Source organism: Streptomyces sp. SLBN-31 (genome assembly GCF_006715395.1).
Lineage (GTDB): Bacteria > Actinomycetota > Actinomycetes > Streptomycetales > Streptomycetaceae > Streptomyces.
Window position 1 is genome coordinate 2913539 of the sequence record NZ_VFNC01000002.1, and the last position, 24350, is coordinate 2937888.

Genomic DNA, 24350 nt, shown 5'->3' on the forward strand with positions numbered 1-24350 from the left:
GTGGGGGGCGATACGGGCTTCGGTGATCAGTCGAAGCCCATGGCGCCCGACCACACGGCGTAGGGGACGCTGCCGGTGGGTGTGCCGGCGATGCCCTTGAGCGGGAGCGGCTCCAGGGACTTGGTGAGGTCCATGCGGTAGACGACGACGGCGGTGGACAGTGTGTCGGTGTTGCCTGTGTACCAGGCGGCCTTGTCGTCGGAGGCGATTCCGGTCATCCCGCCCGCCCGCACCGCGGGGACGGTGGGGTGGGCGCGGAGCAGGGAGCTGGTCAGTCCCGCGGAGACGTCCTTGGCGACCTGGGCGTCGATGGCGCGGTGGGCGGTGGGTGTGGCCAGGGGGACCTTGGCGCCGTTCTTGGTGATGCGGCGTACCGAGTACGGCTCGGTGTGCATGCCGTTGGCGGCGAAGGTGGCGTATCCGCTGGCCATCCGGATGGCGCTGGGCGTGGAGCTGCCGGTGGCCAGGGCGGGCACCTGGGCGCCGAGGCTGGAGGAGAGCAGTCCGGCAGCCACGGCGGTCTGGCGCACCCTGTCCAGGCCGGTGTCCATGCCTAGTTGCATGAACGGCCCGTTCACGCCCTGGGCGAGTGCGTTGCCCAGGGAGATCTGGCCGTAGGACTTGCCGTCGTCGTTGTGGGCGAGGACCCGTTTGCCGCTTCGGTCCCAGTACGGTCCCTCGGGTGTGGTGACGACGGTCCCGTCGTCGCCGTCGTAGACGGTCTCCGGGGTGACGGTGGTGTTGGGTCCGGTGCGGGTCTTGCGGATGCCGTGTTCCAGGCCGGCCGCGTAGACGAAGGGCACGAAGGCCGAGCCGGCGGGGACGGTGGTGGCGTTGGACTCGTTGTAGCCCTGCGTACGGTGGTCGGGGCCGCCGTAGACGGCGAGGATCCGTCCGTCGGTGGCGACGGAGGCGGCGCCGTAGTGGACGGTCTTCGCGGCCTTGGGGTCGTTCTTCTTGGCCTGCTTGCGGGCCTTGGTGACAGCGTCGGTGAGCCGGGTCTCCCGCTTGCGGTCGAAGGTGGTGTAGATCTGGTAGCCGCCGAGGTCGAACTGCTTGTCGGAGATGTTCGCGGACTTCTTGGCGTACTGCTGGGCGAGTTCGACCAGGTAGTCGCTCTGCTTGCCGGTGTCGTAGACGCGGGCGGTCTTGCGGGGTTCGGGGAACGTCTTGTACTTGGCGCGCTCGGCCGGGGTCAGCTTGCCGATCTTGACCATGCGGTCGAGGGTCCACGACCAGCGCTCCACGGCCCGCTGGTGGTTGGCGGCGGAGAGGGTGGGGTCGTAGAGGCCGGCGCCCTTGAGCAGCGAGGCGAGGAACGCGCCCTGGCTGGCGTTGAGGTGGGAGACGTCCGTGCCGTAGTACGCCTGGGCGGCGCGCTGGATGCCGTAGGTGCCGCGGCCGAACCAGCTGGTGTTGAGGTAGCCCTCGAGGATCTGGTCCTTGCTCATGCGGTTGTCGAGCTTGAGGGCGATCATCGCCTCGGTGAACTTGCGGCTGACGGTCTGGTTCTGCGTCAGGTACACGTTCTTGACGTACTGCTGGGTGATGGTGGAGCCGCCCTCGGTGTCGCCCTGGCCGATCGTGCGGTAGAGCGCGCGGGTGATGCCCTTGAAGGAGATGCCGGGGTCGGAGTAGAAGCTCTCGTTCTCGGCGGCGAGCACGGCCCAGCGGACGTCCTCGGGTATCTCCTTCAGCGGCATGGCCTGCCGCTGCACCCAGCCGGTACGGGCCATGGGGGTGCCGTCGGACCAGTAGAAGACGTTGTCCTGCTGGGTGGCGTAGGAGTTGAGGTTCTTGGGTATGTCCGTGGCGGCGTAGGCGACGACCAGGAACAGGCCGGTCAGGCCGATGGCTCCGAGGAAGCCGCCGAGCCACTGGCGCCAGGAGGGCAGCCAGCGCTGCCAGCCCATGCGGCCGGGGCGGGGGTAGGCGGGGCGCAGGCGGCGCAGGAACGGGAGGGCCGGCTGGAGGCGTTCGCGCAGTACCGTCCGGGCAGACGTCCAGGCAGAGGTTTTGGGCGCGGCGCGGCGGCGGCGCGGCCGACGGTGGTCACCCGGCCGGCCATTGCTCTGCGCTGTCCCGGTCACGGACGAAAAATATCAATGATCTTCGCATCTTCTCCACATGCGATTGTGTTAAGAACGGGCACATATCGACCACAGTGGCACATGGTGGACTTGAGAGTTGAGTCACACCCGGGATATGGAACCACCGCTAACCTCTTCCTATGCCTCGCTATGAATACCGCTGCCGCACCTGCGGCGACACCTTCGAAGTCAGCCGGCCGATGGTCCGCTCCTCCGACCCCGCCGCCTGTCCCGCGGGTCACGAGGACACGGTGAAGCTCCTGTCGACCGTGGCCGTGGGCGGGACCGCGTCGGCGCCGGCGTCCAGGGGCGGCGGGGGCGGGGGCGGCGGATGCTGCGGCGGAGGGTGCTGCGGCTAGCCGTCCCGAGGGCGCGGTGCGCCGCTCAGGACGCCGTACCGCGCGTCGCCCTCAGAAACTCCCGCAGGATGCGCTCCCCCGCCAGGACCCCGCGTTCCGGCAGCGCCGCGATCTGCGGGGCCGTCCAGGCCGCGTCCGCCAGTTCACCGTGGCCCGGGCGCCAGCCCCGGTCCGCCGCCAGCAGCAGGTCGGCGTCCAGCAGCGAGTCGCCCGCGGCCAGCGTCAGCTCCGCGCCGGTCCGCCGGGCGACCTCGCGCATCGCCGCGCTCTTCGTCAGCGGCTTGGGGACGGCGTAGATCTTCCGCCCCTGCAGCGACACCGTCCAGCCGCGGTTCTCCGCCCAGACCGCGAGTTCCTTGACCCACTCCTCCGGCAGCAGTTCGCGTTCCACGACGAGGTAGGCGAAGAGGTCCTCGGCGACGCGGTGCTTGCGCACCCAGAGCGGGTCGGCACTGGCCAGCAGGTGCTCGCGCACCTCGTCCAGCGGCGCGCACTCGTCCGCCAGCCGGGCCGTGACCCGGGCGTGCCAGTCCAGGTCGGACACGCCGTCCACCATCAGGTGCCCGCCGTTGGCGCAGATCGCGTACTTCGGCGCCGGGCCCGGCAGGTTGATGCGCAGGTACTGCTTACGGGTCCGGGTCGTCGTCGGCACGAACACCGCCGCGTCCCCGAGGTCGGTCAGCAGCCCGGCCGCGGTCTCCGTCATGAACGACAGCGGTCTGCTCTCGTGCACCTCGACGCACAGCAGCCGGGGCGCCCGCGCGTCCGGCATGGTCAGCGCGAGGGCCGCCGGGGAGTAGATCAGCGTACGGTCGAGGTCACTCGCCACCAGCACCGGCATCAGACGTTCACCGCCCTGCCGTCGGCGCCCGTCGCACCGCGGGTGTAGCGGGGGTGGATCAACCCCACGCAGGTGTAGGGCAGTTCGCCGACCTCCTCGACGGGAACCCCCCGCTGCTCGGCCAGCAGGCGTACGTGGTCCAGGTCGGCGCCCGCCCCGGCCCGCGCCAGGATCTTCCAGGGCACCCGGCGCAGCAGCACCCGCGTGGTCTCGCCGACGCCGGGCTTGACGAGGTTCACGTCGTGGATGCCGTACTCCTCGCTGATCCGCTCCACGGCCGCCCAGCCCTCCCAGGTCGGCGCGCGGTCGGCGGACAGCAGTTCCTTCGCCTGCGCGTCGACGGCCTCCGTGACCTCGGGGAAGCAGGCGGCGACGGCGTCGAGGAAGGCCACGGAGACGTCCGCCCCGGCGAGTTCGCGGTAGAACTTGGCGCCGTGGAAGTCGTGCGGGCCGACCAGGTCGGCGCGCAGGACCGTGCGGGAGATCAGTCCGGAGACGGTGGAGTTGAGGCAGGCGGAGGGGATCAGGAAGTCCTCCCTGGTGCCGTACGTCCGCACGCACGAGCCCGGGTCGGCCAGCACCGCGATCTCCGGGTCGAAGCCGGTGATGCCGTCGGACGCCTCGAACTCCTCGATGGCGTCGGCGAGTTCGCGGGTGATGGCGCCCTTTCCGGTCCAGCCGTCGACGAACACGACGTCGGCGGGGTCGTGGTGGGCGGCCAGCCAGCGCAGGGCGTTGGCGTCGATGCCGCGGCCGCGGACGATCGACACGGCGTAGTGCGGCAGTTCGAGGCCGTGCCGGAACTGCGCCCAGCGGCGCATCAGCACGCCCACGGGGGTGCCCGCGCGGGCGAGCGAGACGAGGACCGGGCGGGGCGACCGCTCGGCGAGCACCAGCTCGGTGACGGCGCCGACGGCCTGAGCGATCCGGGTGGCCGTCGTGCCCAACGCCGCGTGGAACAGCTCCTGGTACTGCTCGCTGGGCTGGTACTCGACCGGCAGCGACTCGGCGTAGTGCGCGCCGCCGCTCTGGATGGCCTCCTCCCGCTCCTCGGTCGGCGCCTCCAGCGTCACGTCCGAGAGGTCCTGCAGCAGCCAGCCGACCTCCTCGGGCGCGTACGAGGAGAAGGCGGGGCCGCGGAGGGGCTCGGGCAGCATGGATGGCCTTTCGGGGACGTACGAGGGCACGACCGCGAGCAGTACGTGCGGGGTGTGGAGGGCGAGCTGGGCCAACAGGCCCTCGGGAGCGTGCAGTTCGGGGGTGTCCGCGGCCGAGTCGACCACGGCGACGACCGCGTCGAAGCCGGCGCCGGCGACGTTGTAGGCGTAGCGTTCGCCGGGGCCGTCGGCGGGGTCGTCGTGGGCGGGGAAGGTTATCCGGCTGCGTATCGCGTAACCGGGGTCGTCGACGGCGAGGACGGGCGAACGGGTGGTGGTCGAGTACCGCACCTCGACGCCCTGGACGACCTGCTCCAGCTCGCGGGCCAGGCGCAGGGGGGCGTACATCAGCTCCTCGAACCCGAGCACATGCACGCGCCGGGCCCCTTCGGGGAGCGCGTCGGCCAGGCGGGCGACCATGGCGGGCAGGGCGGATTCGAGGCGGGCCCGATGCGCGGGGGTGAACCCGTGCCGGCCGCCGTCGGGGAGGTCGCGGGGCCACATCAGGTCCACACGCCTGACGGCCGGGTGCGGGTGGGTGGGGGCGGACACGGATCGCGTCTGCCCGGTGCGGTCGGATGCCGGGCGCGGGTTGTCCGTGGCCAGTCGCGCAGTTCCCCGCGCCCCTGGGGGGTTGCCGTGGGCGTCGGCCGTAAGGGCCTGCGCCTCGGAGTGGTGCGCCTCGTCGGGCACGGTCTCGGCAACGCCCTCAAGGGGCGCGGGGAACTGCGCGATCGGCCCCGACGCGCCCGCAGCACCCCGGGCGGCATCCTCTGCCTCGTGCCGGGCGACAAGGGCCTGCCCCTTCTCCAGCACCCCCTCCGGCAGCCGTACCGTCCCCGAGGCAGCCGCCACCAGGTCGACCCTGGCGCCTATCTCCCGCGCGAACTCCTCCAGGCGCCCCGCGTCCGCGGCCGAGCGCATGTCGACCAGGGCGACGACCACGTACCGGCCCCTGGGGTACCGCCCGTGAAGGTCCCGCACGGTGTTGAGCACCGTGTTCCCCGTGGAGAACTCGTCGTCGACCAGCACCAGAGGCCCGTCTCCTGCCAGCAGCGCGGGGTTCTCCGGCAGGAGGAGGTGCGAGGTGGCGTGGGAGTGGGACTCCTCGAAGCCGCCCGCCGCCGTCACACCGGCGACCGGGCGGCGGGTGGAGTGGAGGTAGGGGGCGGAGCCGATGCCGTCCGCGACGGAGTGGCCCAGCCCGGTCGCCGTCTCCGCGTAACCGAGGACCACCGCCTCGCCCGCCTCCTCGGCGCCCAGCAGCTCCCGCACCCTGCGACCCAGGGCGAACCCGTAGCCGTACACCACCGACGGCGACTGCGGTACGTGCTTGCCGAGCACGTTGGAGACGAGCAGATGCGCCCGCTTGGGGTTGCGGCGCAGCGCCAGCCCCAGCAGGTCGGTGAGCTCGTCGTCGCCCATGAGTTCGAGCCCGAGCCGCTCGGCGACCCAGGTCCCGGACCACACCCCGTCGTTCACTGCGTTGATCATGATTCCCTGGTCGGTGAGGTTCAGCCGGGTATGCCGGCGGCGAGCAGATCCACGAAGCTGACGTCCTCGCGCGCGACGCCGAAGACCTCGGCCCGCAGCATGGTCCGCTCGGCCCAGGCGCGGTGCGGCTTCACCTCGTTCATCTTGTTCGTGTACGACGACCTGAGCACTCCCCCGCCGCCCCGCCCGGGCCGCAGAATGTCCGCGGCGTCGCTGAACTCCTCGTGGCTGACCACGGACAGCGCGTGCACGGGCAGGACATGGGTGGGGTGGATGCAGGTCTTGCCCAGCAGACCGTTGGCCTGGTCGAGCGAGATCTCCCGCAGCAGACCGTCCATGGCGTGCTCGATCAGTCTCTCGCGCAGTTCGACGGCCTGCCCCTCAAGGAACGGGCTGGTGCGCAGCAGCGGTTTGAACATGCGCTCCGGGACGCGGAAGTACTCCCACACCGGCCCGGTCACGGTGAACCCGGTGCCGTCGGCACGCCCGAGCATGTTGACCACGTCGGCGATCACGGAGGCGATGATCTGGACGTCGTAGGCCGTCATGTCGGGGGCCCGGCGCAGGCCGTAGGAGGAGCAGAAATCGGTCACTCCGAGGCGCAGCGCGAGCACGCGGTCGCGGTACTTCTCCACGGAGCGGGCGATGCCCTCCAGGGCGTCCACGCGCGTCTCGCGGTACATCAGCTCCGGCGTCTCCAGCACCGGCATCCCGAACAGCCGCCGCCCGCTCGCGGCCTCGGCGCCGGCGAGGGCCTCCAGGAAGGGGATGCCGCGCTCCTCGGTGAACTTCGGGAAGACGAACCCGGACAGCAGCCGGACGGTGGCGCCGAGTCGTCGTACCAGGTCGGGAATCTGCTCGGGCGTGCGCACCCGGATGAACAGCAGCGGCACATCGGCGCCCGCGCCGGCCCGCGCGTCCAGCTCCGCGAACTGGCGTACGAGGTTCTCCTCGCCGGCCACCACGTCGGCGTCGTCTATGGAGTCCTCCAGGCACAGCACCATGGAGACCACGCCGAGGCCCGCCTGCTTGACGATGTCGTCGGCGAGCCGCGGCCGGGTGGCCGGGCTGTACAGCGTGGCGCCGAGGGCCGCGGAGAGCGTGCGGGCCGGGGAGTCCGTGCCGAACTCGCAGGGCTGCTGGTGGAAGAGGCGCCCGCGCACCTCCGGGGCGATGTGCCCGAAATGACGCATGGAACTCCCCCGAGACGCAGGACAAGAATGTGGATTGGGTAAACAGGTGGCCGGTAATAGTACGTACAAACCCGTGTCAGGGGTTCCCGCAGGCCATGAATTTCTGGTAACCGGGCCATGTCGACGGCGATTCCACACATGACCGGCACGCCCGACGGGACCCCCACCCCGCGTTGTCGTGACCAGGACCGAGAGGGCAGGATGACCGCATGACGCACGCGATGCTGAAGGGGTCGAACGTCCCGCTCGAGACCACCACGGTCCGAGCGGTGCTGCGCTGGACGCCCGGGCAGGGGGTCCCGGACGTCGACGCCTCGGCGTTGCTCCTCGGTCCCGACGGTCGTGTGCGCTCCGACGAGGACTTCGTCTTCTACAACCAGCCCCGGCACCCCTCCGGGAAGATCTGGTGGCTCGGCAAGAAACGGCTCGCCGATGGTCCCACCGACACGATCCAGACGGATCTGGCCGGAGTCGAGAGCGATGTCAGCCGGATTCTTCTGGTCGCATCGGCGGAGGACGTCCCCTTCGGCCGCGTCCCGGGCCTGCGCATCCTGCTGTACGACGCCCGGACCGCCGACGGCGAGCCGCTGATCTCCTTCGACATCAAGCCCGAGACGGGCGGCGAGACGGCCCTGATCTGCGGCGAGCTCTACCGCCGCGACGACACGTGGAAGTTCCGTGCCCTCGGCGAGGGCTACGCGGACGGCCTGAAGGGCCTGGCCACGGACTACGGCATCTCGGTCGACGAGTCGGAGCCGGACGCCGCGCACCCCCAGCCGGCCGCCACCTCCCCCGCCCAGCCGCTGCCTCCGGAGCAGCCCACGGCGGTCCCGTCCCAGCCGGCCTACGGTTACCCGCAGCCGGCCCCCGCGACCCAGCCGGCGTACGGCTACCCGCAGCCCGCCCCGGCGACGGCGGGCGCCCAGACCGGCTACGGCTATCCGCCCCAGGTCACTACGCTCCCGAACCCGGACTTCCGGCTCCCGCCGCAGGGCCCGCAGTTCATCGGGCGGTAGGCGGAACGCCACCGGGGGCACTCAGCGCTCGGCCTTGGCCTTGTAGCCGCGCCCCCACTGAAGGCCCCACCCGTACAGGCGGTCCAGCTCGGCCTGGAACCCGTAGACGAACTTCACCTCGCGCCGGACGACGAGTTCGCCCTTCACGTTCTCGATCATCACCACCGCGCACGAGCGGGCCTGCGGATGGCGCTCGTCGAGGTGGATCTCGATGCGGGGCCCGTTGCTCGGGTACAGCGTCACGATCGCGTGCGTGCGGTCGAACGCCGGTGTCTGGTCGTAGATGTACACGAACACCAGCAGCCGCTTGATGGCGTCCCGGTGGTCGAGGTTGATGTACATGTCCTCGCCGGAGCCCGACCCGAACCGGTCGTCGCCGCTGAGCTTGACGTACGGCGGCGCGTTGACGTCCCCGAGGTAGCCGCCGAGGGGCTGGACGACCCCCTTGGTGCCGTCGGTCAGCTCGTACAGGCAGCCCAGGTCGAGGTCGACGTTGACCATGCTCTGGCTGTGTCCCATGACCTCCGGCGGCCTCAGCGCCTTGAAGGGGTGCCGCAGCAGGGACTCCCGCTGCGAGCCGCCTATGTCGGAGGTGCGCATCCTCCAGCTCAGGTTGACCCGCAGGTGCCCGGTCGCCGCTCCCTGCTTGGTGAGGGAGACCTGGTGGTGCCGTTTGGTCAGCTCGATGGAGTTCGTGGCCGCGCTGCCGGAGTCGAAGTCCGCCGTACGCGATCCCAGCAGGCCGTCGAAGAAACCCATTCCCGCCCCCACGTCTCACCTGGAACGACCGGCCGCGAGAGGGCCGGCCGACATGACCGACGGGGCGGCCGGAGACCGGCCGCCCCGCTCAGAGCGTTCCTCACCCGAGGGCGCGTCACACCCCGGACGAGACTTCAGTCTTCTCGTCCGAGCCCTCGGCTTTTCCCTCGGCGGCCGCGAGTGCTTTGTTGCGGCGCACGGAGGACCAGAAGGACCAGGCGATCAGGACGACGCCGACCAGGCCGGTGATGACCTCGTTGATCTCGTACTGGATGGTGACCATGAGGATCACGGCCAGGGCGCCGATCGCGTAGTGGGCGCCGTGCTCCAGGTAGACGTAGTCGTCGAGGGTGCCCTGGCGGACGAGGTAGACCGTCAGCGACCGGACGTACATGGCGCCGATGCCCAGGCCCAGCGCCATCAGCACGATGTCGTTGGTGATGGCGAACGCGCCGATCACGCCGTCGAAGGAGAAGGAGGCGTCCAGGACCTCCAGGTAGAGGAACATGAAGAACGCGGCCTGGCCGGCCAGCAGCACCGCCGATTTGGGCTTGCCCTCGCGCTCGGCGCGCTCCTCCTCCTCGTGCTCGCGCTCCTCCTCTTCCTCCAGCTTGTCCTCGAAGTAGCCGGACAGGCCGCCGACGACCATGTAGGTGATCAGGCCCGCGATGCCGGAGATCAGCACCGTCTGCGCCTTGTCGGCGTGCGCGCCGCCGTGCTGGTGGGCGTGGGTGGCGAAGGTGAAGGAGGTGATCAGCAGGACGATCAGGGCGATGCAGACCGACAGCATGTCGACCTTGCCGAGCTTGGCCAGCGGGCGCTCGATCCAGCGCAGCCACTGGATGTCGCGGTCCTCGAAGATGAAGTCCAGGAAGATCATCAGCAGGAACATGCCACCGAAGGCGGCGATCGCCGGGTGGGCGTCGGTGACCAGCTGCTGGTACTGGTCCTTGTCGGTCAGGGCCAGGTTGACGGCGTCGATCGGATTCAGCTTGGCGGTGACCGCCACGATGACGACCGGGAAGACCAGCCGCATACCGAACACCGCGATGAGCACGCCGACCGTGAGGAAGATCTTCTGCCAGAAGGCGTTCATCTTCTTCAGGATCCCGGCGTTGACCACCGCGTTGTCGAAGGACAGCGAGATCTCCAGGACGGAGAGGATCGCCACGATGCCGAAGGCCTCCCACCCCCCGTAGAAGACCGCAGCGACCAGGCCGAGCGCGGTGACCGCGAACGACCAGCCGAAGGTTTTCAGAAGCACTGGCTACCCAATCCGTACGTGTACGGGTTTCCCCCGTGCCGCACTCGGCTTTACGAAACTTTGAAGCCGAAGTCTAGTCGGCACCCCTCTGTACCCCACCCTGCCCCGGTCTTTTGCTCATATCGCGTTATGAGACGTTGACCCCGAAGTCCAGGGCGATGCCCCGCAGCCCGGACGCGTATCCCTGGCCGACCGCGCGGAACTTCCACTCGCCGTGGTAGCGGTAGACCTCGCCGAAGATCATGGCGGTCTCCGTGCCGGCGTCCTCGCTCAGGTCGTAGCGGGCGAGCTCCTGCCCGTCGGCCTGGTTGACGACCCGGATGAAGGCGTTGCTGACCTGGCCGAACGTCTGGCCCCGCTCGTCGGCCATGTGGATCGAGACCGGGAAGACGATCTTGTCGCACTGGGCGGGCACCTTGGAGAGGTCGATCAGGATCGACTCGTCGTCACCCTCGCCCTCACCGGTGAGGTTGTCGCCGGTGTGCTCCACCGAGCCGTCGGGGCTCTTGAGCTGGTTGTAGAAGATGAACCACTCGTCGCCCAGCACCCGGCCGCCGCTGCACAGCAGGGCGCTGGCGTCGAGGTCGAAGTCGGCTCCGGTGGTGGAGCGAGCGTCCCAGCCGAGCCCGATCATCACCTGCGTGAGATTGGGTGCGGCCTTGGACAGGGAGACGTTGCCCCCCTTGGCGAGCGTGACGCCCATGATGCTGGTCCTCCCCGAGATGGTGCGTGTTTGGTTGTCCTGCGCTCCCCCGGAAGGGGGCACCCGCCGGCGCCGCACGCGAACGGTGCGGCGCCGGCGGGTGAGAGCCGTCGAGGCGTCGCTCAGACGTTGACGCCGAAGTCCTGCGCGATACCCCGCAGGCCCGAGGCGTAGCCCTGGCCGATGGCGCGGAACTTCCACTCCGCGCCGTTGCGGTACAACTCGCCGAAGACCATGGCGGTCTCCGTGGAGGCGTCCTCGCTGAGGTCGTACCGGGCGATCTCCTGTCCACCGGCCTGGTTGATGACGCGGATGAACGCGTTGCGGACCTGGCCGAAGGACTGCTGGCGGTTCTCGGCGTCGTAGATCGAGACCGGGAAGACGATCTTGTCGACGTCCGCGGGGACGCCCGCGAGGTTGACCTTGATCTGCTCGTCGTCGCCCTCGCCCTCACCGGTGAGGTTGTCGCCGGTGTGCTCCACCGAGCCGTCGGGGCTCTTGAGGTTGTTGAAGAAGACGAAGTTCTGGTCGTTGCCGACCTTGCCGGAGTTGTTCAGCAGCAGTGCGCTGGCGTCGAGGTCGAAGTCCGTGCCGGTCGTGGTGCGGACGTCCCACCCCAGTCCGACGATGACCGCGGTCAGGCCCGGGGCCTCCTTGGTCAGCGATACGTTGCCGCCCTTGCTGAGGCTGACTCCCACGAGTCCTCCATTGGTGTCCAGGGGCGGGGAGCCCCGCCGTGCGTCGTATGACATCGGATCAACGAATCGATCCTAGTGACGGGTTCCCGTCCCACGCAGGCCCTGGGACCTGAGAATCACAGGGTGTCGAGCGCCTTCACGTACTCGGCGAGGTCGCGGGCGTCCGGCAGGGCGTTGACGACGGTCCAGCGCACGACGCCCTCCTTGTCGATGACGAAGGTGCCGCGCACCGCGCAGCCCTTGTCCTCGGCGAAGACGCCGTAGGCACGGGAGACCTCGCCGTGCGGCCAGAAGTCGCTCAGCAGCGGGTACTCGAGGCCCTCCTGCTCGGCGAAGACGCGCAGGGTGTGGATGGAGTCGTTGGAGACGGCGAGCACCTGCGTGTCGCGGTCCTCGAACTTCGGCAGGTTGTCGCGCACCTCGCACAGCTCCCCGGTGCACACACCGGTGAAGGCGAAGGGGTAGAAGAGCAGGACCACGTTCTTCTCGCCGCGGAAGTCGGAGAGCTTCACGGCGCGGCCGTGGTTGTCCTTGAGCTCGAAGTCAGGGGCCTTGTCGCCGACCTGGATCGCCATCGAAGTACGTCCCTTTCCGTAGGGCTGTTCGGGTGGCTCCCACCCTACGCAGCGCCCGGAAAGGGCCGATGGACGGGCCGAGGAGTCCCGGCCCGTCCCGATGGGGCTACTACTTCTTGGACTTGGCGGCCTTGGGCGTCACCAGCCGGCTGCCACTCCAGTCCTTGCCCACGCTGACGCTCTTGGAGGCGGACAGCCCCGCCGTCGTCGCGGCTTCGGAGATGTCGCTCGGCTCCACGTAGCCGTCACGGCCGGTCTTCGGCGTGAGGAGCAGGATCGAGCCGCCTTCTTCGATGTACGTGGTGGCGTCCACCAGCGCATCCGTCAGGTCGCCGTCCTCGTCGCGGAACCAGAGCACCACGGCATCGGCGACGTCGTCGTAGTCCTCGTCCACCAGGTCGCTGCCGATGACTTCCTCGATGGACTCGCGGAGTTCCTGGTCTACGTCGTCGTCGTAGCCGATCTCCTGGACCACCTGCTCGGGCTGGAACCCCAGCCTTACGGCAGGGCTCGTCTCCGCGTGGTCCGCGGTCGCGCTCACGGGTTGCCTCCTGATCATGTCTTGGAACGGGGGTCCCCCCTCGGGGGGAGTTCAGCCACGCGCGTGCGCGAAGCGTTGGCCGTAGTCCACACGGGCGGGACGGATCGCGCAAGTACCCGGCCGTTCAGACCGCCGAAACGGTGACGTTCCTGGCCGTGTCACCCCAACTCCGCGCACGCCGCCCACGCCCCGAGTGACCTACACCACACCTTTGTGCCCCCTTTGCGGCATTGGGAACCCGGCCGAATCGGCGGGTGCCCCGGTTACCCCACAGTAGAGATGACGTTTGCTTTCCCGAGGTCCACGATGGGGAACGGTGCAGGCATACCGAAAAGCAGCTCAAAACAGCCCTCTGACAGGTAAGGAACAGCGTGGCTTCCGGATCCGATCGCAACCCGATCATCATTGGCGGCCTTCCGAGTCAGGTTCCTGACTTCGACCCCGAGGAAACCCAGGAGTGGCTCGACTCCCTCGACGCCGCCGTCGACGAGCGGGGCCGGGAGCGGGCCCGCTATCTGATGCTGCGGCTGATCGAGCGGGCCCGCGAGAAGCGCGTGGCCGTGCCGGAGATGCGCAGCACGGACTACGTCAACACGATCCCCACCAAGAGCGAGCCGTTCTTCCCGGGCAACGAGGAGATCGAGCGCAAGGTCCTCAACGCCACGCGCTGGAACGCCGCGGTGATGGTCTCCCGCGCCCAGCGTCCCGGCATCGGGGTCGGCGGTCACATCGCCACCTTCGCCTCCTCGGCGTCCCTCTACGACGTCGGCTTCAACCACTTCTTCCGCGGCAAGGACGACGGCCTCGGCGGCGACCAGGTCTTCTTCCAGGGGCACGCCTCGCCCGGCATCTACGCGCGCGCGTACCTGCTCGACCGGCTGACAGAGGAGCAGCTGGACGGCTTCCGCCAGGAGAAGTCGAAGGCGCCGCACGGGCTGTCCTCGTACCCGCACCCGCGGTCGATGCCGGACTTCTGGGAGTTCCCGACCGTCTCGATGGGCCTCGGCCCGATCGGCGCGATCTACCAGGCGCGGATGAACCGCTACATGCAGGCGCGCGGGATCGCCGACACCTCGAAGTCGCACGTGTGGGCGTTCCTCGGCGACGGCGAGATGGACGAGCCGGAGTCGCTGGGCCAGCTGTCCATCGCCGCCCGCGAGGGCCTGGACAACCTGACCTTCGTCGTCAACTGCAACCTGCAGCGCCTCGACGGCCCGGTCCGCGGCAACGGCAAGATCATCCAGGAGCTGGAGTCGGTCTTCCGGGGCGCCGGCTGGAACGTGATCAAGCTGATCTGGGACCGCTCCTGGGATCCGCTGCTCGCCCAGGACCGCGACGGCATCCTGGTCAACCGGATGAACACCACGCCTGACGGCCAGTTCCAGACGTACGCCACCGAGTCCGGCGCGTACATCCGCGAGCACTTCTTCGGCGACGACCAGCGGCTGCGCGCGATGGTCGAGCACATGACCGACGACCAGATCCTGCACCTGGGCCGCGGCGGTCACGACCACAAGAAGATCTTCGCGGCATTCTCGGCGGCCAAGGCGCACAAGGGCCAGCCGACGGTGATCCTGGCCAAGACGATCAAGGGCTGGACGCTGGGCCCGAACTTCGAGGGCCGCAACGCCACGCACCAGATGAAGAAGCTGACGGTCGACGACCTCAAGCGCTTCCGGGACCGGCTGCACCTGCCGATCTCCGACAAGGAACTGGAGTCCGGGCTGCCGCCGTACTACCACCCGGGCCGGAACTCCGAAGAGATCCAGTACATGCACGACCAGCGCAAGCAGTGCGGGGGGTACGTCCCGACGCGTGTCGTGCGCTCCAAGCCGCTGCCGCTGCCGGACGACAAGACGTACGCGACCGTGAAGAAGGGCTCCGGTCAGCAGTCGATCGCGACGACCATGGCCTTCGTCCGCCTGCTCAAGGACCTCATGCGGGACAAGGAGTTCGGCAAGCGGTTCGTGCTGATCGCGCCGGACGAGTACCGCACCTTCGGCATGGACTCGTTCTTCCCGAGCGCGAAGATCTACAACCCGCTCGGCCAGCAGTACGAGGCCGTGGACCGGGACCTGCTGCTCGCGTACAAGGAGTCGCCGACCGGGCAGATGCTGCACGACGGCATCTCCGAGGCGGGTTGCACGGCCTCGCTCATCGCCGCGGGCTCGGCGTACGCCACGCACGGCGAACCACTCATCCCGGTCTACGTCTTCTACTCGATGTTCGGTTTCCAGCGCACGGGTGACCAGTTCTGGCAGATGTCCGACCAGCTGGCGCGCGGTTTCGTACTGGGTGCGACCGCCGGGCGTACGACGCTGACCGGTGAGGGGCTGCAGCACGCCGACGGCCACTCGCAGCTGCTCGCCTCGACCAACCCGGGCTGTGTCGCCTACGACCCGGCGTACTCGTACGAGATCGCGTACATCGTGCAGGACGGTCTGCGGCGGATGTACGGCGGCGACGAGGAGCACCCGCACGGCGAGGACGTCTTCTACTACCTGACCGTCTACAACGAGCCCATCCAGCACCCCGCCGAGCCGGCGGACGTGGACGTCGAGGGCATCCTCAAGGGCGTCCACCGCCTCTCCGAGGGCGCCTCCGGGTCGATCCCCGCGCAGATCATGGCGTCCGGTGTGGCGGTGCCGTGGGCGGTGGAGGCGCAGCGGATCCTCGCCGAGGAGTGGAACGTCAAGGCGGCCGTCTGGTCGGCGACCTCCTGGAACGAGCTGCGGCGCGAGGCCGTGGAGTGCGAGGAGCACAACCTGCTGCACCCCGAGGAGGAGCAGCGGGTGCCGTACGTGACGCGCAAGCTGTCGGGGGCGCAGGGGCCGTTCGTGGCGGTGTCCGACTGGATGCGGTCGGTGCCGGACCAGATCGCTCGGTGGGTGCCGGGGACGTACCAGTCGCTGGGTGCGGACGGCTTCGGCTTCGCGGACACGCGGGGTGCGGCGCGGCGGTTCTTCCACATCGACGCGCAGTCGATCGTGGTGGCGGTGCTGACCGAGCTGGCCAAGGAGGGCAAGGTCGACCGGTCGGTGCTGAAGCAGGCGATCGACCGGTACCAGCTGCTGGACGCGTCGGCGGCGGACCCGGGGGTCGCGGGCGGCGACGCGTAGCTCGCGCGGTGTCGAGCGGTGAGGGGCGGCGGGCTGTGGTCCCGTCGCCCCTCACCGTTTCCCTACGATGCGGGCATGGAGCGACAAACGGCGCAGGCGCGCTGGGAACACCGGACGCAGCGGCCGCTGCTGGCGCTGACCGTGCTGTTCGCCGTCGCGTACGCCGTGCCGATCGTGGATCACTCGGCGGGCCACACGCTGACGCAGTGGTGCACCGTGATCGAGTGGGTGGTGTGGGGGACGTTCGCCGCGGACTACCTGGCACGACTGGCGCTCGCCGAGCACCGTGGCCGGTTCGTGCGCCGGCACTGGCTGGACCTGTGCGCGGTCGTGCTGCCGATCCTGCAGCCACTGCGGCTGTTGCGCATGGTCGCGACGCTGCTGCTGGTGGGCCGTCGGGCCCGGATGGCCAACCAGATCCGGCTGACGACGTACGTCGGCGGGGCGGTCGTCGGCCTTTTGATGTTCGGCTCGCTGGCCGTGCTGTCGGTCGAGCGCGACTCGCCGGACGGGAACATCCGGACGCTGGGTGACGCGCTGTGGTGGTCGTTCACGACCATGACGACCGTCGGGTACGGCGACCACGCTCCGACCACCGGGCTGGGCCGCATGATCGCCGTCGGCCTGATGCTGTCCGGCATCGCCCTGCTGGGTGTGGTCACCGCGAACATCGCCGCCTGGTTCCTGGCCCGCTTCGAGAAGGACGACGCGGAGGAACAACGCCAGACGGCAGCCATCCAGGCCCTTACGGAGGAGGTCCGAGCCCTCAGAGCCGAGGTGGCGGCCCTGAAAGAGGTCTCCGACAGGCTGTGAGGCCGCCGGGGCGTGGGTGGACCCCCGGCCCATCAAACCGGGGGTCCCTCCCTCACTCGCCCCGGGTCAGAACAGACCGTTGCCCGGGGTCGCCGCTCCCGCCAACCAGACGATGGCCAAGAGCGTGTCGATGGCGCCCAGTACGAAGGCGACCAGGGCCGGCACCGGACGACTGCCCGCCCAGCTGCGGCCCATGGCAAGCCAACCACAGACGACCGCGACGGGTCCGAGGATGATCCCCAGCACGAAGAACCCGGCGACCGCGCAGATGACTCCGATGATTCCGAGCGTCGCGCGATCCGGCCCGGTCCGTGACCACGTCCGGCCACGTGAGCGGGGGTACCTGCGCGTTCCATGTCCGAAGCCCGCCATCATCAACTCCCTGAACCCCGGGGTCTGTTCGGGGTTCAAGCAAGCGGGTACCCCCGGTGCGGCTCCTAATCACCGGCCGTGTCACCGGTCTGTCGGCGCGCTGTCCCCCTCCGGCAGCGCGCCGCAGCACCGGTCGCCCCCTTGCGGAGGGCTTGACCCACTGTGACCTGCGGCGCGCGCCGAAGGGGAGGGATCTTTAGCGTCTTCACCCTGATAGGGGAAGTCCGTTGAAGTCGCGTCAGGTCTCCGGCTGCTCAGATGTGGCCGACGCCCGCGCCCGCCTCCGCGTTCTCGCCGCGCTTGGTGAGCAGGGCGACGAGGACGGCCACGGCCGCGACCCCGCAGGCCACCAGCGAGGCCAGGCTCATGCCCGAGATGAACGTGTCGTGCGCGACGTCCGTGATCTTCGCGACGATCGGCGCCGGAGTGCCCTTGGCGACAGGGGCGACGCCGACCTGGACCGCCTCCGAGGCCTGGTGCAGCTGGGCCGGGGTGAGCGGCGGCAGGCCGGCGCCCTTCCAGTTGACCGCGAGGTCGTTGTCGACCTTGGAGGCCATGACCGCGCCCAGCACCGCCGTACCGAGGCTGCCGCCGATCTGCATCGCCGCCTGCTGCAGCCCGCCGGCGACGCCGGACAGCTCCATGGGGGCGTTGCCGACGATGACCTCGGTGGCGCCCACCATGACCGGCGCGAGGCCGAGGCCGAGCAGGCCGAACCAGATCGACATCACGCCGCTGCCGGTGTCCACCTCGAGCGTCGACATGCCGTACATGGCGACCGCGGTCGCGATCATGCCGCCGGCCAGCGGGACGCGCGGGCCGAGCCTGGTGATCGCGAAGCCCGCGAGCGGCGAGCCGACGATCATCATGCCGGTGAGCGGCAGCAGGTGCAGACCGGCGTCGATGGGGCTCATCCCGTGCACGTTCTGCAGGTAGAACGTCACGAAGAACAGGCCGCCCATGAACGCGATGGCCATCAGGACCATGAGGACCACGCCCGCGGACAGCGGGATCGAGCGGAACAGGCCGAGCGGGATCAGCGGCTCCTTGACCTTCGTCTCCCAGAAGGAGAAGAGGGCGAAGCCGAGGACCGACGCGGCTATGAAGGTCCACGTCCTGCCGTCGCCCCAGCCCCAGCTCGGCGCCTTGATCAGGGCCCAGACCAGGCAGAACATGGCGGCCGACAGCAGGCCGATGCCCAGCAGGTCGAAGGAGCGCGGGGCGTTCTCGGCGCGGTGGTCGAGCAGGATCAGCAGGCCCAGGACCAGGGCGATCGCGCCGACCGGCACGTTGATGAAGAACACCGACTGCCAGTTGACGTGCTCGACGAGGACACCGCCGAGGATCGGGCCGCCCGCAGTGGAGGCGCCGATGACCATGCCCCAGATGCCGATCGCCATGTTCAGCTTCTCGGCCGGGAAGGTCGCCCGCAGCAGGCCCAGCGCGGCCGGCATCAGCAGGGCGCCGAACAGGCCCTGGAAGACGCGGAAGGTGACGACCGCGGCGATGCTGTTCGACAGGCCGATGGCGCCCGAGGCGGCGGCGAAGCCGGTCACGCCGATCAGGAAGGTCTGCCGGTGGCCGAAGCGGTCGCCGAGCTTGCCCGCGGTGATCAGGGAGACCGCGAGGGCCAGGAAGTAGCCGTTGGTGATCCACTGGACGTCGGCGAAGCTCGCCTTGAGGTCCTTCTGGATGGCCGGGTTGGCGATGGCCACGATGGTGCCGTCCAGGGCCACCATCATGACGCCGACGGCCACGGTGATCAGGGTGAACCAGGGGTGGCCGCGGAGCCCCGAGGACCGCGGCGTCCCCTCCGACGGGGCTTGTGGCGCCTGGCCCCCCGACCCCGTCGTGCCGATGGTCTGACTAGTCATGCGTTCGAATCTAGTGTCAGCCGCTGACAATTGACAAACCAGTTCACAAGTCGGTAACTGACGCGTATGGAGACACTCCGCGAGCGCAAGAAACAGCGCACCAGGGACGCGCTGCTGCGGGCCGCCGTCGAACTGTTCACCACACGCGGCTACGAGCGGACGACCGTCGACGACATCGCCGAGGCCGTCGACGTCTCCCAGCGCACCTTCTTCCGCTACTACGCGGGCAAGGAGGAGGCCGCCCTCGCCCTGCAGGAGCTGGTGGTGGCCCGGTTCGTGGAGGCGGTGCGCGAGCGGCCGGCCGCGGAAGCGCCGATGGAGGCGCTCAAGCAGGCGGTCCTGGAGGGCTGGCAGACCCTGAACGAGGTGATCGAGGCCGTCGTACCCGTCGAGCTGTACCTGCGCATGTACCGGGTGATCGAGTCGACCCCGGTCCTGCTCGCCGCCCATCTGCGGCGCAACATGGAGATCGAGGAGGCCATGGCGCGGGTGCTGGCCGAGCGCGAGGGCCTGGACGTGGACGCCGATCCGCGGCCGCGGCTGGCGGTGGCGGTGTTCGGCGGGGTGATGCGGGTGACCGAGCGGCAGTGGAGCACGGGCGAGGACTTCAGCCTGGAGGCCATGCGCGCGTTGACGATCTCGCACCTCGAACAGGTGGGACCCGCACTCACGGAGAACTGGCGGACACGCTGAGACACACCACGGCACCGCCACGTTTATCGAAACGTGATACCTGTCACTCGGCTCACGCGAGACCCCCTCGTTCTCCTAGTGTGTCCTCCCAGTGACTTCCTTCGACACCTCCCCGCAACTGAACGTCTGGCGCGCACTGCTCGCGCTGGCCGTCGTCTTCGTGATGCTGGCGACCACCGGCTGGACCGCCCTGCGCAGCCACGGCGCGAAGACCCCGCTCCAGGCCTCGCTGTCCTCGTGGGAGCACGGCCGGATACACGGCCACGGCCTGCCGGACGCGGACGCCTCCCCCACGCGCCTGGCCCGCTTCTTCGCCTCGCTCACCGCACAGGAACGCGCGCTGCTCGCCCGCCGCTACCCGCTCGCGGTCGGCAACATGAACGGCGCCCCCGTCGCCCTGCGCTACCGCGCCAACCGTCTCGCGCTGGACTCCCAGCGCAAGGTCGAGATGCGACGCATGCACGACAGCCGTCTCTCGCCCGCCGGGCAGCAGGAAGCGGGCCGCCGTATGCACCGCTACGAGTCGCTGCTCCAGCGCGGCCGGCACATCCTCGCCTTCGACCCCGACGGCAGCGGCCGGGTCGCCGAGGTGTTCGGGAACCTGACGCGGGCCCGGCGGGTCTCGGTGATCGTCCCCGGCGTCGACACCGACCTGCTCACCTTCCAGAAGACCTACCGCCCGTACTCCGCGCCGGTCGGCATGGCCAAGTCGCTGTACGCGGCCGAGCGGGACGCCAGCCCGACGACGCGTACGGCCGTGATCGCCTGGGCCGACTACACGGCACCGGCCGGGCTCGGCATCGACTCGGCGACGGGGACACGCGCGAGGGACGGCGCGGTACGGCTGAACGCCCTGCTGGGGGCGCTGCCCGGCAGGACGCGGGTCGCCCTGTTCTGCCACAGCTACGGCTCGGTCGTCTGCGGGGTCGCCGCGCACGCGCTGCCGCGCCGGGTGTCCGACATCGTCGCCGCCGCCAGCCCCGGCATGCGCGTCGAGAGGGCGGCGGGCCTGCACACCTCCGCCACGGTGTGGGCGATGCGGGACACCACGGACTGGATCCAGGACGTGCCCTACCTCCAGCTCGGCGGGCTCGGGCACGGCGCCGATCCGGTGTCGGCCGCCTTCGGCGCGCGGGTGCTGTCGGCAGAGGGCGCCAAGGGCCACGCCGGGTACTTCGAGCCCGGCACCGCGAGCCTGCTGAACTTCGCGGAGATCGGGGTTGGCGCGTACCGGTCGGTGGTCTGCGCACGCGAAGACGGCGTGTGCAGCGCGGGTTTGTCCGGTACGGCGACGGCCGGACGCGCGTAGAGGGCGCAGAAACCACGGTCTGCGCGGGGTGGCGACGAAGGAGCTGACCACGCATACGATGAGCCGCATGGGTGACGTACTGGCCGGATTTCATGCCGCCTGGGAGTTCGAGTCCGACTCCGTGCTCATCCGCTACGAACGGGGGATTCGGACACCCAAGCTCTTCCAGGCGCTCGGGGAACGCCGGGTTCCGCTCGAGGCGATCGCGGGCGTGACGCTGGCGCCGGGCCGGCGCGGGACCGTGGTGGTGCGGGCCGAGCTGCGCGAGGGCGCCGATCCGCTGCTGGATGCGGCGGCCGGGCAGCTGAAGGAGACGTGCGACCCGTACCGGCTGGTGCTGCCCGCCGAGCGGGAGACGCTGGCCGAGTACTACGTCGACGAGCTGCGGCCGCTGCTGGGCGGCGCTGGTCCGGTTGAGCGTCATCTGGTGGCCGCGCCCGAGGCGCCGCGCCAGTTCAAGGCGTACGACGCGAAGGCGTCCTTCGACGGCAGGACGGTGAGCTTCCGCTGGTTCTGGACCGGGGCGTCGTCGGCGAAGTGGAAGGCCGGCGACCAGGTCTTCGCCGTGGACGAGCTCAGCGGGGTGGAGTGGCGCTCGCCGGAGGTGTTCGAAGGGCATCTGCGGCTGCTGCGGCGCGCCGGGGCGGGGACGCCGGCGCAAGCCGACCAGGATCCGGCGTCCGTGGTGTTCGGGCTCGGGTACGGTCCCGTCCACGAGTCGCTGCCGTTCGCGGCGGCCGTGCTGGCGGCCGTACGGGAACGCGGGGCGGCCCCCGCGGTCGTTCCCGCGGTGGCCGCCCCGCGCCGGGATCCCGCCGACATCGCCGAACGCATCCGTCACCTGGGCGAGTTGCACCAGGCCGGGCTGGTGACGGACGAGGAGTTCTCGGTGAAGAAGGCGGAGCTGCTCGCGGAGCTCTGAGTCACTCCCGGCCGGCGGACGCGAACGTCATGTCCGCGTACCGGTCGCCCGCGACCTGCCCTGCGATCGGCTCCAGGACGGCCAGCTCGTCCTTCGTCAGTTCGATCGTGGCCGCCCGCACGTTCTCCTCCACCCGCGTCGGTTTGCGGGTGCCCGGTATCGGGACGACCGGGAGGCCGTGCACCGACGCCTGCTGCTGCACCCAGGCCAGGGCGATCTGGCCGAGGGAGGCGCCGTGCGCCTCGGCGACCGTGCGGACGGGCTCCAGCAGGGCGACGTTCGCCGCCGCGTTCTCGCCGGTGAAGCGGGGCTGCTGGCGGCGGACGTCGTCGGCGGTGAGGTCCTTGTCGGCGTTGGTGAAGGAGCCGGTGAGGAAGCCCCGGCCGAGCGGGGAGTACGGGACCAGGGCGACGCCCAGCTCTCGGGCGGCCGGCACCACGTTGGCCTCGATGTCCCGGCTGAACAGCGACCACTCCGACTGCACGGCGGCGATCGGGTGGACGGCCTGGGCCGCGCGCAGTTCGCCTGCCGTGACCTCGCTCAGCCCCAGGTGCTTGACCTTGCCCTCGCGGACCAGCTCGGCCATGGTGCCGACGGTCTCCTCGATCGGCACGTTCACGTCGCGCCGGTGCATGTAGTAGAGGTCGATGACGTCGACGTCCAGGCGCTTCAGGCTCGCCTCGACGGCCTGGCGGATGTAGGGCGGGTCGTTGCGGATGATCCGGCGGGTGGGTTCGTCCGGCGGGATTGACAGGGCGAACTTGGTCGCGATGACGACGGCGTCCCGGTTGGCCCTGAAGAACGGGGACAGGAACCTCTCGTTCTCGCCCCGGCCGTACGCGTCCGCCGTGTCGAACAGCGTGACGCCCAGCTCCAGCGCCCGCTCCAGGGTGGCCCTCGACTCCTTCGCGTCGGCGGGGCCGTAGGCGAAGCTCATGCCCATGCAGCCCAGGCCCTGTACGCCGGCCTCGGGGCCGGTCGCACCCAGCCGTGCGGTCGGGATCCTGCCGTCCGTCATCGGACCTTCTCCCCCTCGTAGGCGCGGGCGCGGCCGGCGTCGGCGTAGAAGCTGATCTTCCGGTCGAGCACCGCGAGTGTGTCCTGCAGCTCCGCGATCCGGGCGAGCACGTCCCGGCGGGTCGCCTCCAGCAGTTCGAACCGCTCGCCGAAGGTGTGGTCGCCCTCGCGCACCAGCTCCGCGTACCGCACCATGTCCGCGACCGGCATGCCGGTGAGCCGGAGCTTGCCGACGAGGTCGAGCCAGTCGAGGTCGCGGTTGCTGTAGCGGCGCTGGCCGGTGTGGGAGCGGTCGACGTGCGGCATCAGACCGATGCGCTCGTACCAGCGCAGGGTGTGCGCCGTCAGCCCGGTGAAGGCGACGACCTCGCTGATCGTGTAGCTGTCCTGGCCTTCGGGGCGCCGGTGCGGGTGGGGCGGGGCTCCGCAGTAGTCGGTCCTGGTAGGGGTGGTCTCCATCACCGTCATGCCCACAACGCTATGGCCTTCGAGTGCACTCCAAGCAAGCGGAACCGGTAAGAATTCGGCGCCTCTTGCGCCACTGTGCGGCTCGGTCGCCTCCGGGGGCGCCCCCTGCGGCTCCCTCGCGGCCGGCGCGTCGGCACGGTGGGCGTTGGTGGGCAGTTGCCGGGGCTGCCCAGCCGGACCCCAGGATGATGCTCGGACTCCGAGCGGCTTAGGCTCGGCTTCATGTCCTTGCAGAGCCTCGCGTTGATCGAGAACTGGCCGGTTTCCACCGCTGCGGCGGGCGTCGTGCGGGCCGACGGCACGGTCCTGGGGGTCCACGGGCCGGCCGACCGTCCCTTTCCGCTGGCCTCGGTCACCAAGCCGCTCGCGGCGTACGCCGCCCTCGTCGCGTACGAGGAGGGGGCGGTCGAGCTCGACGAGCCGGCCGGGCCGGCGGGGTCGACGGTGCGGCATCTGCTGGCGCACACCTCCGGGCTCGCCTTCGACGAACACCGCGTCACGGCCCCGCCGGGTGAGCGCCGGCTGTACTCCAACGCCGGCTTCGAGCAGCTCGGCGACCACATCGCCAAGGCGACGGACATCCCGTTCGGCGAGTACCTGCGGCAGGCGGTGCTGGAGCCGCTGGGCATGACGTCGACGACGCTCGACGGCTCCCCGGCGAAGGACGGCGTCTCGACCATGGCCGACCTGCTGCGGTTCGCGGCGGAGGTGCAGGCACCGCGCCTGCTGGACCCGCGCACGGTCGCGCAGGCGATGACCGTCCAGTACCCGGGGACGAAGGGTGTCCTGCCGGGCTACGGCCACCAGAACCCCAACGACTGGGGCCTAGGCTTCGAGATCCGCGACTCCAAGTCCCCGCACTGGACGGGCGCTTCCTCCTCCCCCCGTACCTTCGGCCACTTCGGCCAGTCGGGCACGTTCCTGTGGATCGACCCGGACGCGGGGGTGGCGTGCGCCGCTCTGACGGACCGGAATTTCGGGCCGTGGGCCGTGGAGGCGTGGCCCGCGTTCACCGACGCGGTGCTGGACGAGATCTGAGCATCCTCGCCGTACCCCGGCGGCCCGCTCGCTAA

At 70.1% G+C, this 24350-nt stretch carries 22 protein-coding genes; 8 read left to right on the forward strand and 14 right to left on the reverse strand.

Annotation, left to right across the window (positions count from 1 at the left end; translation table 11 throughout):
* Positions 1–26: 26 nt before the first annotated feature.
* Positions 27–2090, reverse strand: a complete 2064-nt coding sequence (locus FBY22_RS33320; RefSeq protein ID WP_260845240.1) for a transglycosylase domain-containing protein — start codon at positions 2088–2090, stop codon at positions 27–29.
* A 140-nt stretch (positions 2091–2230) separates the two neighbouring features.
* Here FBY22_RS33320 and FBY22_RS33325 point away from each other — a divergent pair, with 140 nt between their 5' ends.
* Complete coding sequence (locus FBY22_RS33325; protein ID WP_142151693.1) at positions 2231–2449, forward strand: zinc ribbon domain-containing protein; 219 nt, start codon at positions 2231–2233, stop codon at positions 2447–2449.
* A 25-nt stretch (positions 2450–2474) separates the two neighbouring features.
* Here FBY22_RS33325 and FBY22_RS33330 read toward each other — a convergent pair whose 3' ends face one another.
* The 3 genes from FBY22_RS33330 to FBY22_RS33340 are packed head-to-tail and all read right to left on the reverse strand — an operon-like array spanning position 2475 to position 7134.
* Positions 2475–3290 carry an HAD family hydrolase gene (locus FBY22_RS33330; protein ID WP_142151694.1) on the reverse strand — a complete coding sequence of 272 codons (816 nt, stop codon included), beginning with the start codon at positions 3288–3290 and terminating at the stop codon, positions 2475–2477.
* Positions 3290–5941 (reverse strand): phosphoribosyltransferase, encoded by a 2652-nt coding sequence (locus FBY22_RS33335; protein ID WP_142151695.1) that lies wholly within the window; start codon positions 5939–5941, stop codon positions 3290–3292. Before FBY22_RS33335 ends, FBY22_RS33330 begins: the two co-directional genes overlap by 1 nt.
* 20 nt (positions 5942–5961) lie before the next feature.
* Entirely contained in the window at positions 5962–7134 is a 1173-nt protein-coding gene (locus FBY22_RS33340) for an HpcH/HpaI aldolase/citrate lyase family protein (RefSeq protein WP_142151696.1), read from the reverse strand.
* Between the two features lie 209 nt (positions 7135–7343).
* Here FBY22_RS33340 and FBY22_RS33345 point away from each other — a divergent pair, with 209 nt between their 5' ends.
* Positions 7344–8150 carry a TerD family protein gene (locus FBY22_RS33345; RefSeq protein ID WP_142151697.1) on the forward strand — a complete coding sequence of 269 codons (807 nt, stop codon included), beginning with the start codon at positions 7344–7346 and terminating at the stop codon, positions 8148–8150.
* Positions 8151–8171: 21 nt separating this feature from the next.
* On the opposite strand, the gene FBY22_RS33350 is transcribed toward FBY22_RS33345, so the two are convergent.
* The 6 genes from FBY22_RS33350 to FBY22_RS33375 all read right to left on the reverse strand — a co-directional run bounded on the left by FBY22_RS33350 (position 8172) and on the right by FBY22_RS33375 (position 12690).
* On the reverse strand, positions 8172–8909 hold the full coding sequence (locus FBY22_RS33350; protein WP_142151698.1) for a Tellurium resistance: 738 nt from the start codon (positions 8907–8909) through the stop codon (positions 8172–8174).
* 115 nt (positions 8910–9024) lie between these two features.
* Positions 9025–10173 (reverse strand): DUF475 domain-containing protein, encoded by a 1149-nt coding sequence (locus FBY22_RS33355; protein ID WP_142151699.1) that lies wholly within the window; start codon positions 10171–10173, stop codon positions 9025–9027.
* Positions 10174–10300: 127 nt separating this feature from the next.
* Entirely contained in the window at positions 10301–10876 is a 576-nt protein-coding gene (locus FBY22_RS33360; RefSeq protein WP_142151700.1) for a TerD family protein, read from the reverse strand.
* Positions 10877–10998: 122 nt separating this feature from the next.
* Positions 10999–11574, reverse strand: coding sequence for a TerD family protein (locus FBY22_RS33365; RefSeq protein WP_142151701.1), 576 nt, complete (start codon positions 11572–11574; stop codon positions 10999–11001).
* 116 nt (positions 11575–11690) lie between these two features.
* Positions 11691–12149, reverse strand: a complete 459-nt coding sequence (locus FBY22_RS33370) for a peroxiredoxin (RefSeq protein WP_142151702.1) — start codon at positions 12147–12149, stop codon at positions 11691–11693.
* A 109-nt stretch (positions 12150–12258) separates the two neighbouring features.
* Entirely contained in the window at positions 12259–12690 is a 432-nt protein-coding gene (locus FBY22_RS33375; RefSeq protein WP_058925542.1) for a DUF3052 domain-containing protein, read from the reverse strand.
* A gap of 371 nt (positions 12691–13061) precedes the next feature.
* Between FBY22_RS33375 and aceE the strand changes: the two genes are divergently transcribed.
* Together aceE and FBY22_RS33385 are read left to right on the forward strand one after the other, a co-directional pair.
* Positions 13062–15809: a pyruvate dehydrogenase (acetyl-transferring), homodimeric type gene (gene aceE, locus FBY22_RS33380; protein ID WP_142151703.1), complete on the forward strand. Its 2748-nt coding sequence runs from the start codon at positions 13062–13064 to the stop codon at positions 15807–15809.
* 75 nt (positions 15810–15884) lie between these two features.
* Positions 15885–16622, forward strand: a complete 738-nt coding sequence (locus FBY22_RS33385; protein ID WP_142151704.1) for a potassium channel family protein — start codon at positions 15885–15887, stop codon at positions 16620–16622.
* A gap of 66 nt (positions 16623–16688) precedes the next feature.
* Here FBY22_RS33385 and FBY22_RS33390 read toward each other — a convergent pair whose 3' ends face one another.
* Positions 16689–16997: a small hydrophobic protein gene (locus FBY22_RS33390; RefSeq protein ID WP_142152602.1), complete on the reverse strand. Its 309-nt coding sequence runs from the start codon at positions 16995–16997 to the stop codon at positions 16689–16691.
* 251 nt (positions 16998–17248) lie between these two features.
* Positions 17249–18868, reverse strand: coding sequence for an MFS transporter (locus FBY22_RS33395; protein WP_142151705.1), 1620 nt, complete (start codon positions 18866–18868; stop codon positions 17249–17251).
* A 66-nt stretch (positions 18869–18934) separates the two neighbouring features.
* Between FBY22_RS33395 and FBY22_RS33400 the strand changes: the two genes are divergently transcribed.
* The 3 genes from FBY22_RS33400 (at position 18935) to FBY22_RS33410 (ending at position 21792) form a co-directional block, all read left to right on the forward strand.
* On the forward strand, positions 18935–19561 hold the full coding sequence (locus FBY22_RS33400; protein WP_142151706.1) for a TetR family transcriptional regulator: 627 nt from the start codon (positions 18935–18937) through the stop codon (positions 19559–19561).
* Positions 19562–19652: 91 nt separating this feature from the next.
* Positions 19653–20870: an alpha/beta hydrolase gene (locus FBY22_RS33405; protein WP_142151707.1), complete on the forward strand. Its 1218-nt coding sequence runs from the start codon at positions 19653–19655 to the stop codon at positions 20868–20870.
* Between the two features lie 58 nt (positions 20871–20928).
* A complete protein-coding gene (locus FBY22_RS33410) occupies positions 20929–21792 on the forward strand; it encodes a DUF4429 domain-containing protein (RefSeq protein ID WP_142151708.1) in 864 nt (287 codons plus the stop codon).
* A 1-nt stretch (position 21793) separates the two neighbouring features.
* On the opposite strand, the gene FBY22_RS33415 is transcribed toward FBY22_RS33410, so the two are convergent.
* On the reverse strand, positions 21794–22810 hold the full coding sequence (locus FBY22_RS33415) for an aldo/keto reductase (protein ID WP_142151709.1): 1017 nt from the start codon (positions 22808–22810) through the stop codon (positions 21794–21796).
* The gene (locus FBY22_RS33420; RefSeq protein WP_142151710.1) at positions 22807–23277 is read right to left on the reverse strand and encodes a MerR family transcriptional regulator; all 471 of its coding nucleotides are present in this window, start codon (positions 23275–23277) and stop codon (positions 22807–22809) included. The genes FBY22_RS33415 and FBY22_RS33420 overlap by 4 nt, the downstream gene beginning before the upstream one ends.
* A gap of 222 nt (positions 23278–23499) precedes the next feature.
* Here FBY22_RS33420 and FBY22_RS33425 point away from each other — a divergent pair, with 222 nt between their 5' ends.
* Complete coding sequence (locus tag FBY22_RS33425) at positions 23500–24315, forward strand: serine hydrolase (RefSeq protein WP_142151711.1); 816 nt, start codon at positions 23500–23502, stop codon at positions 24313–24315.
* Positions 24316–24350: the final 35 nt, after the last annotated feature.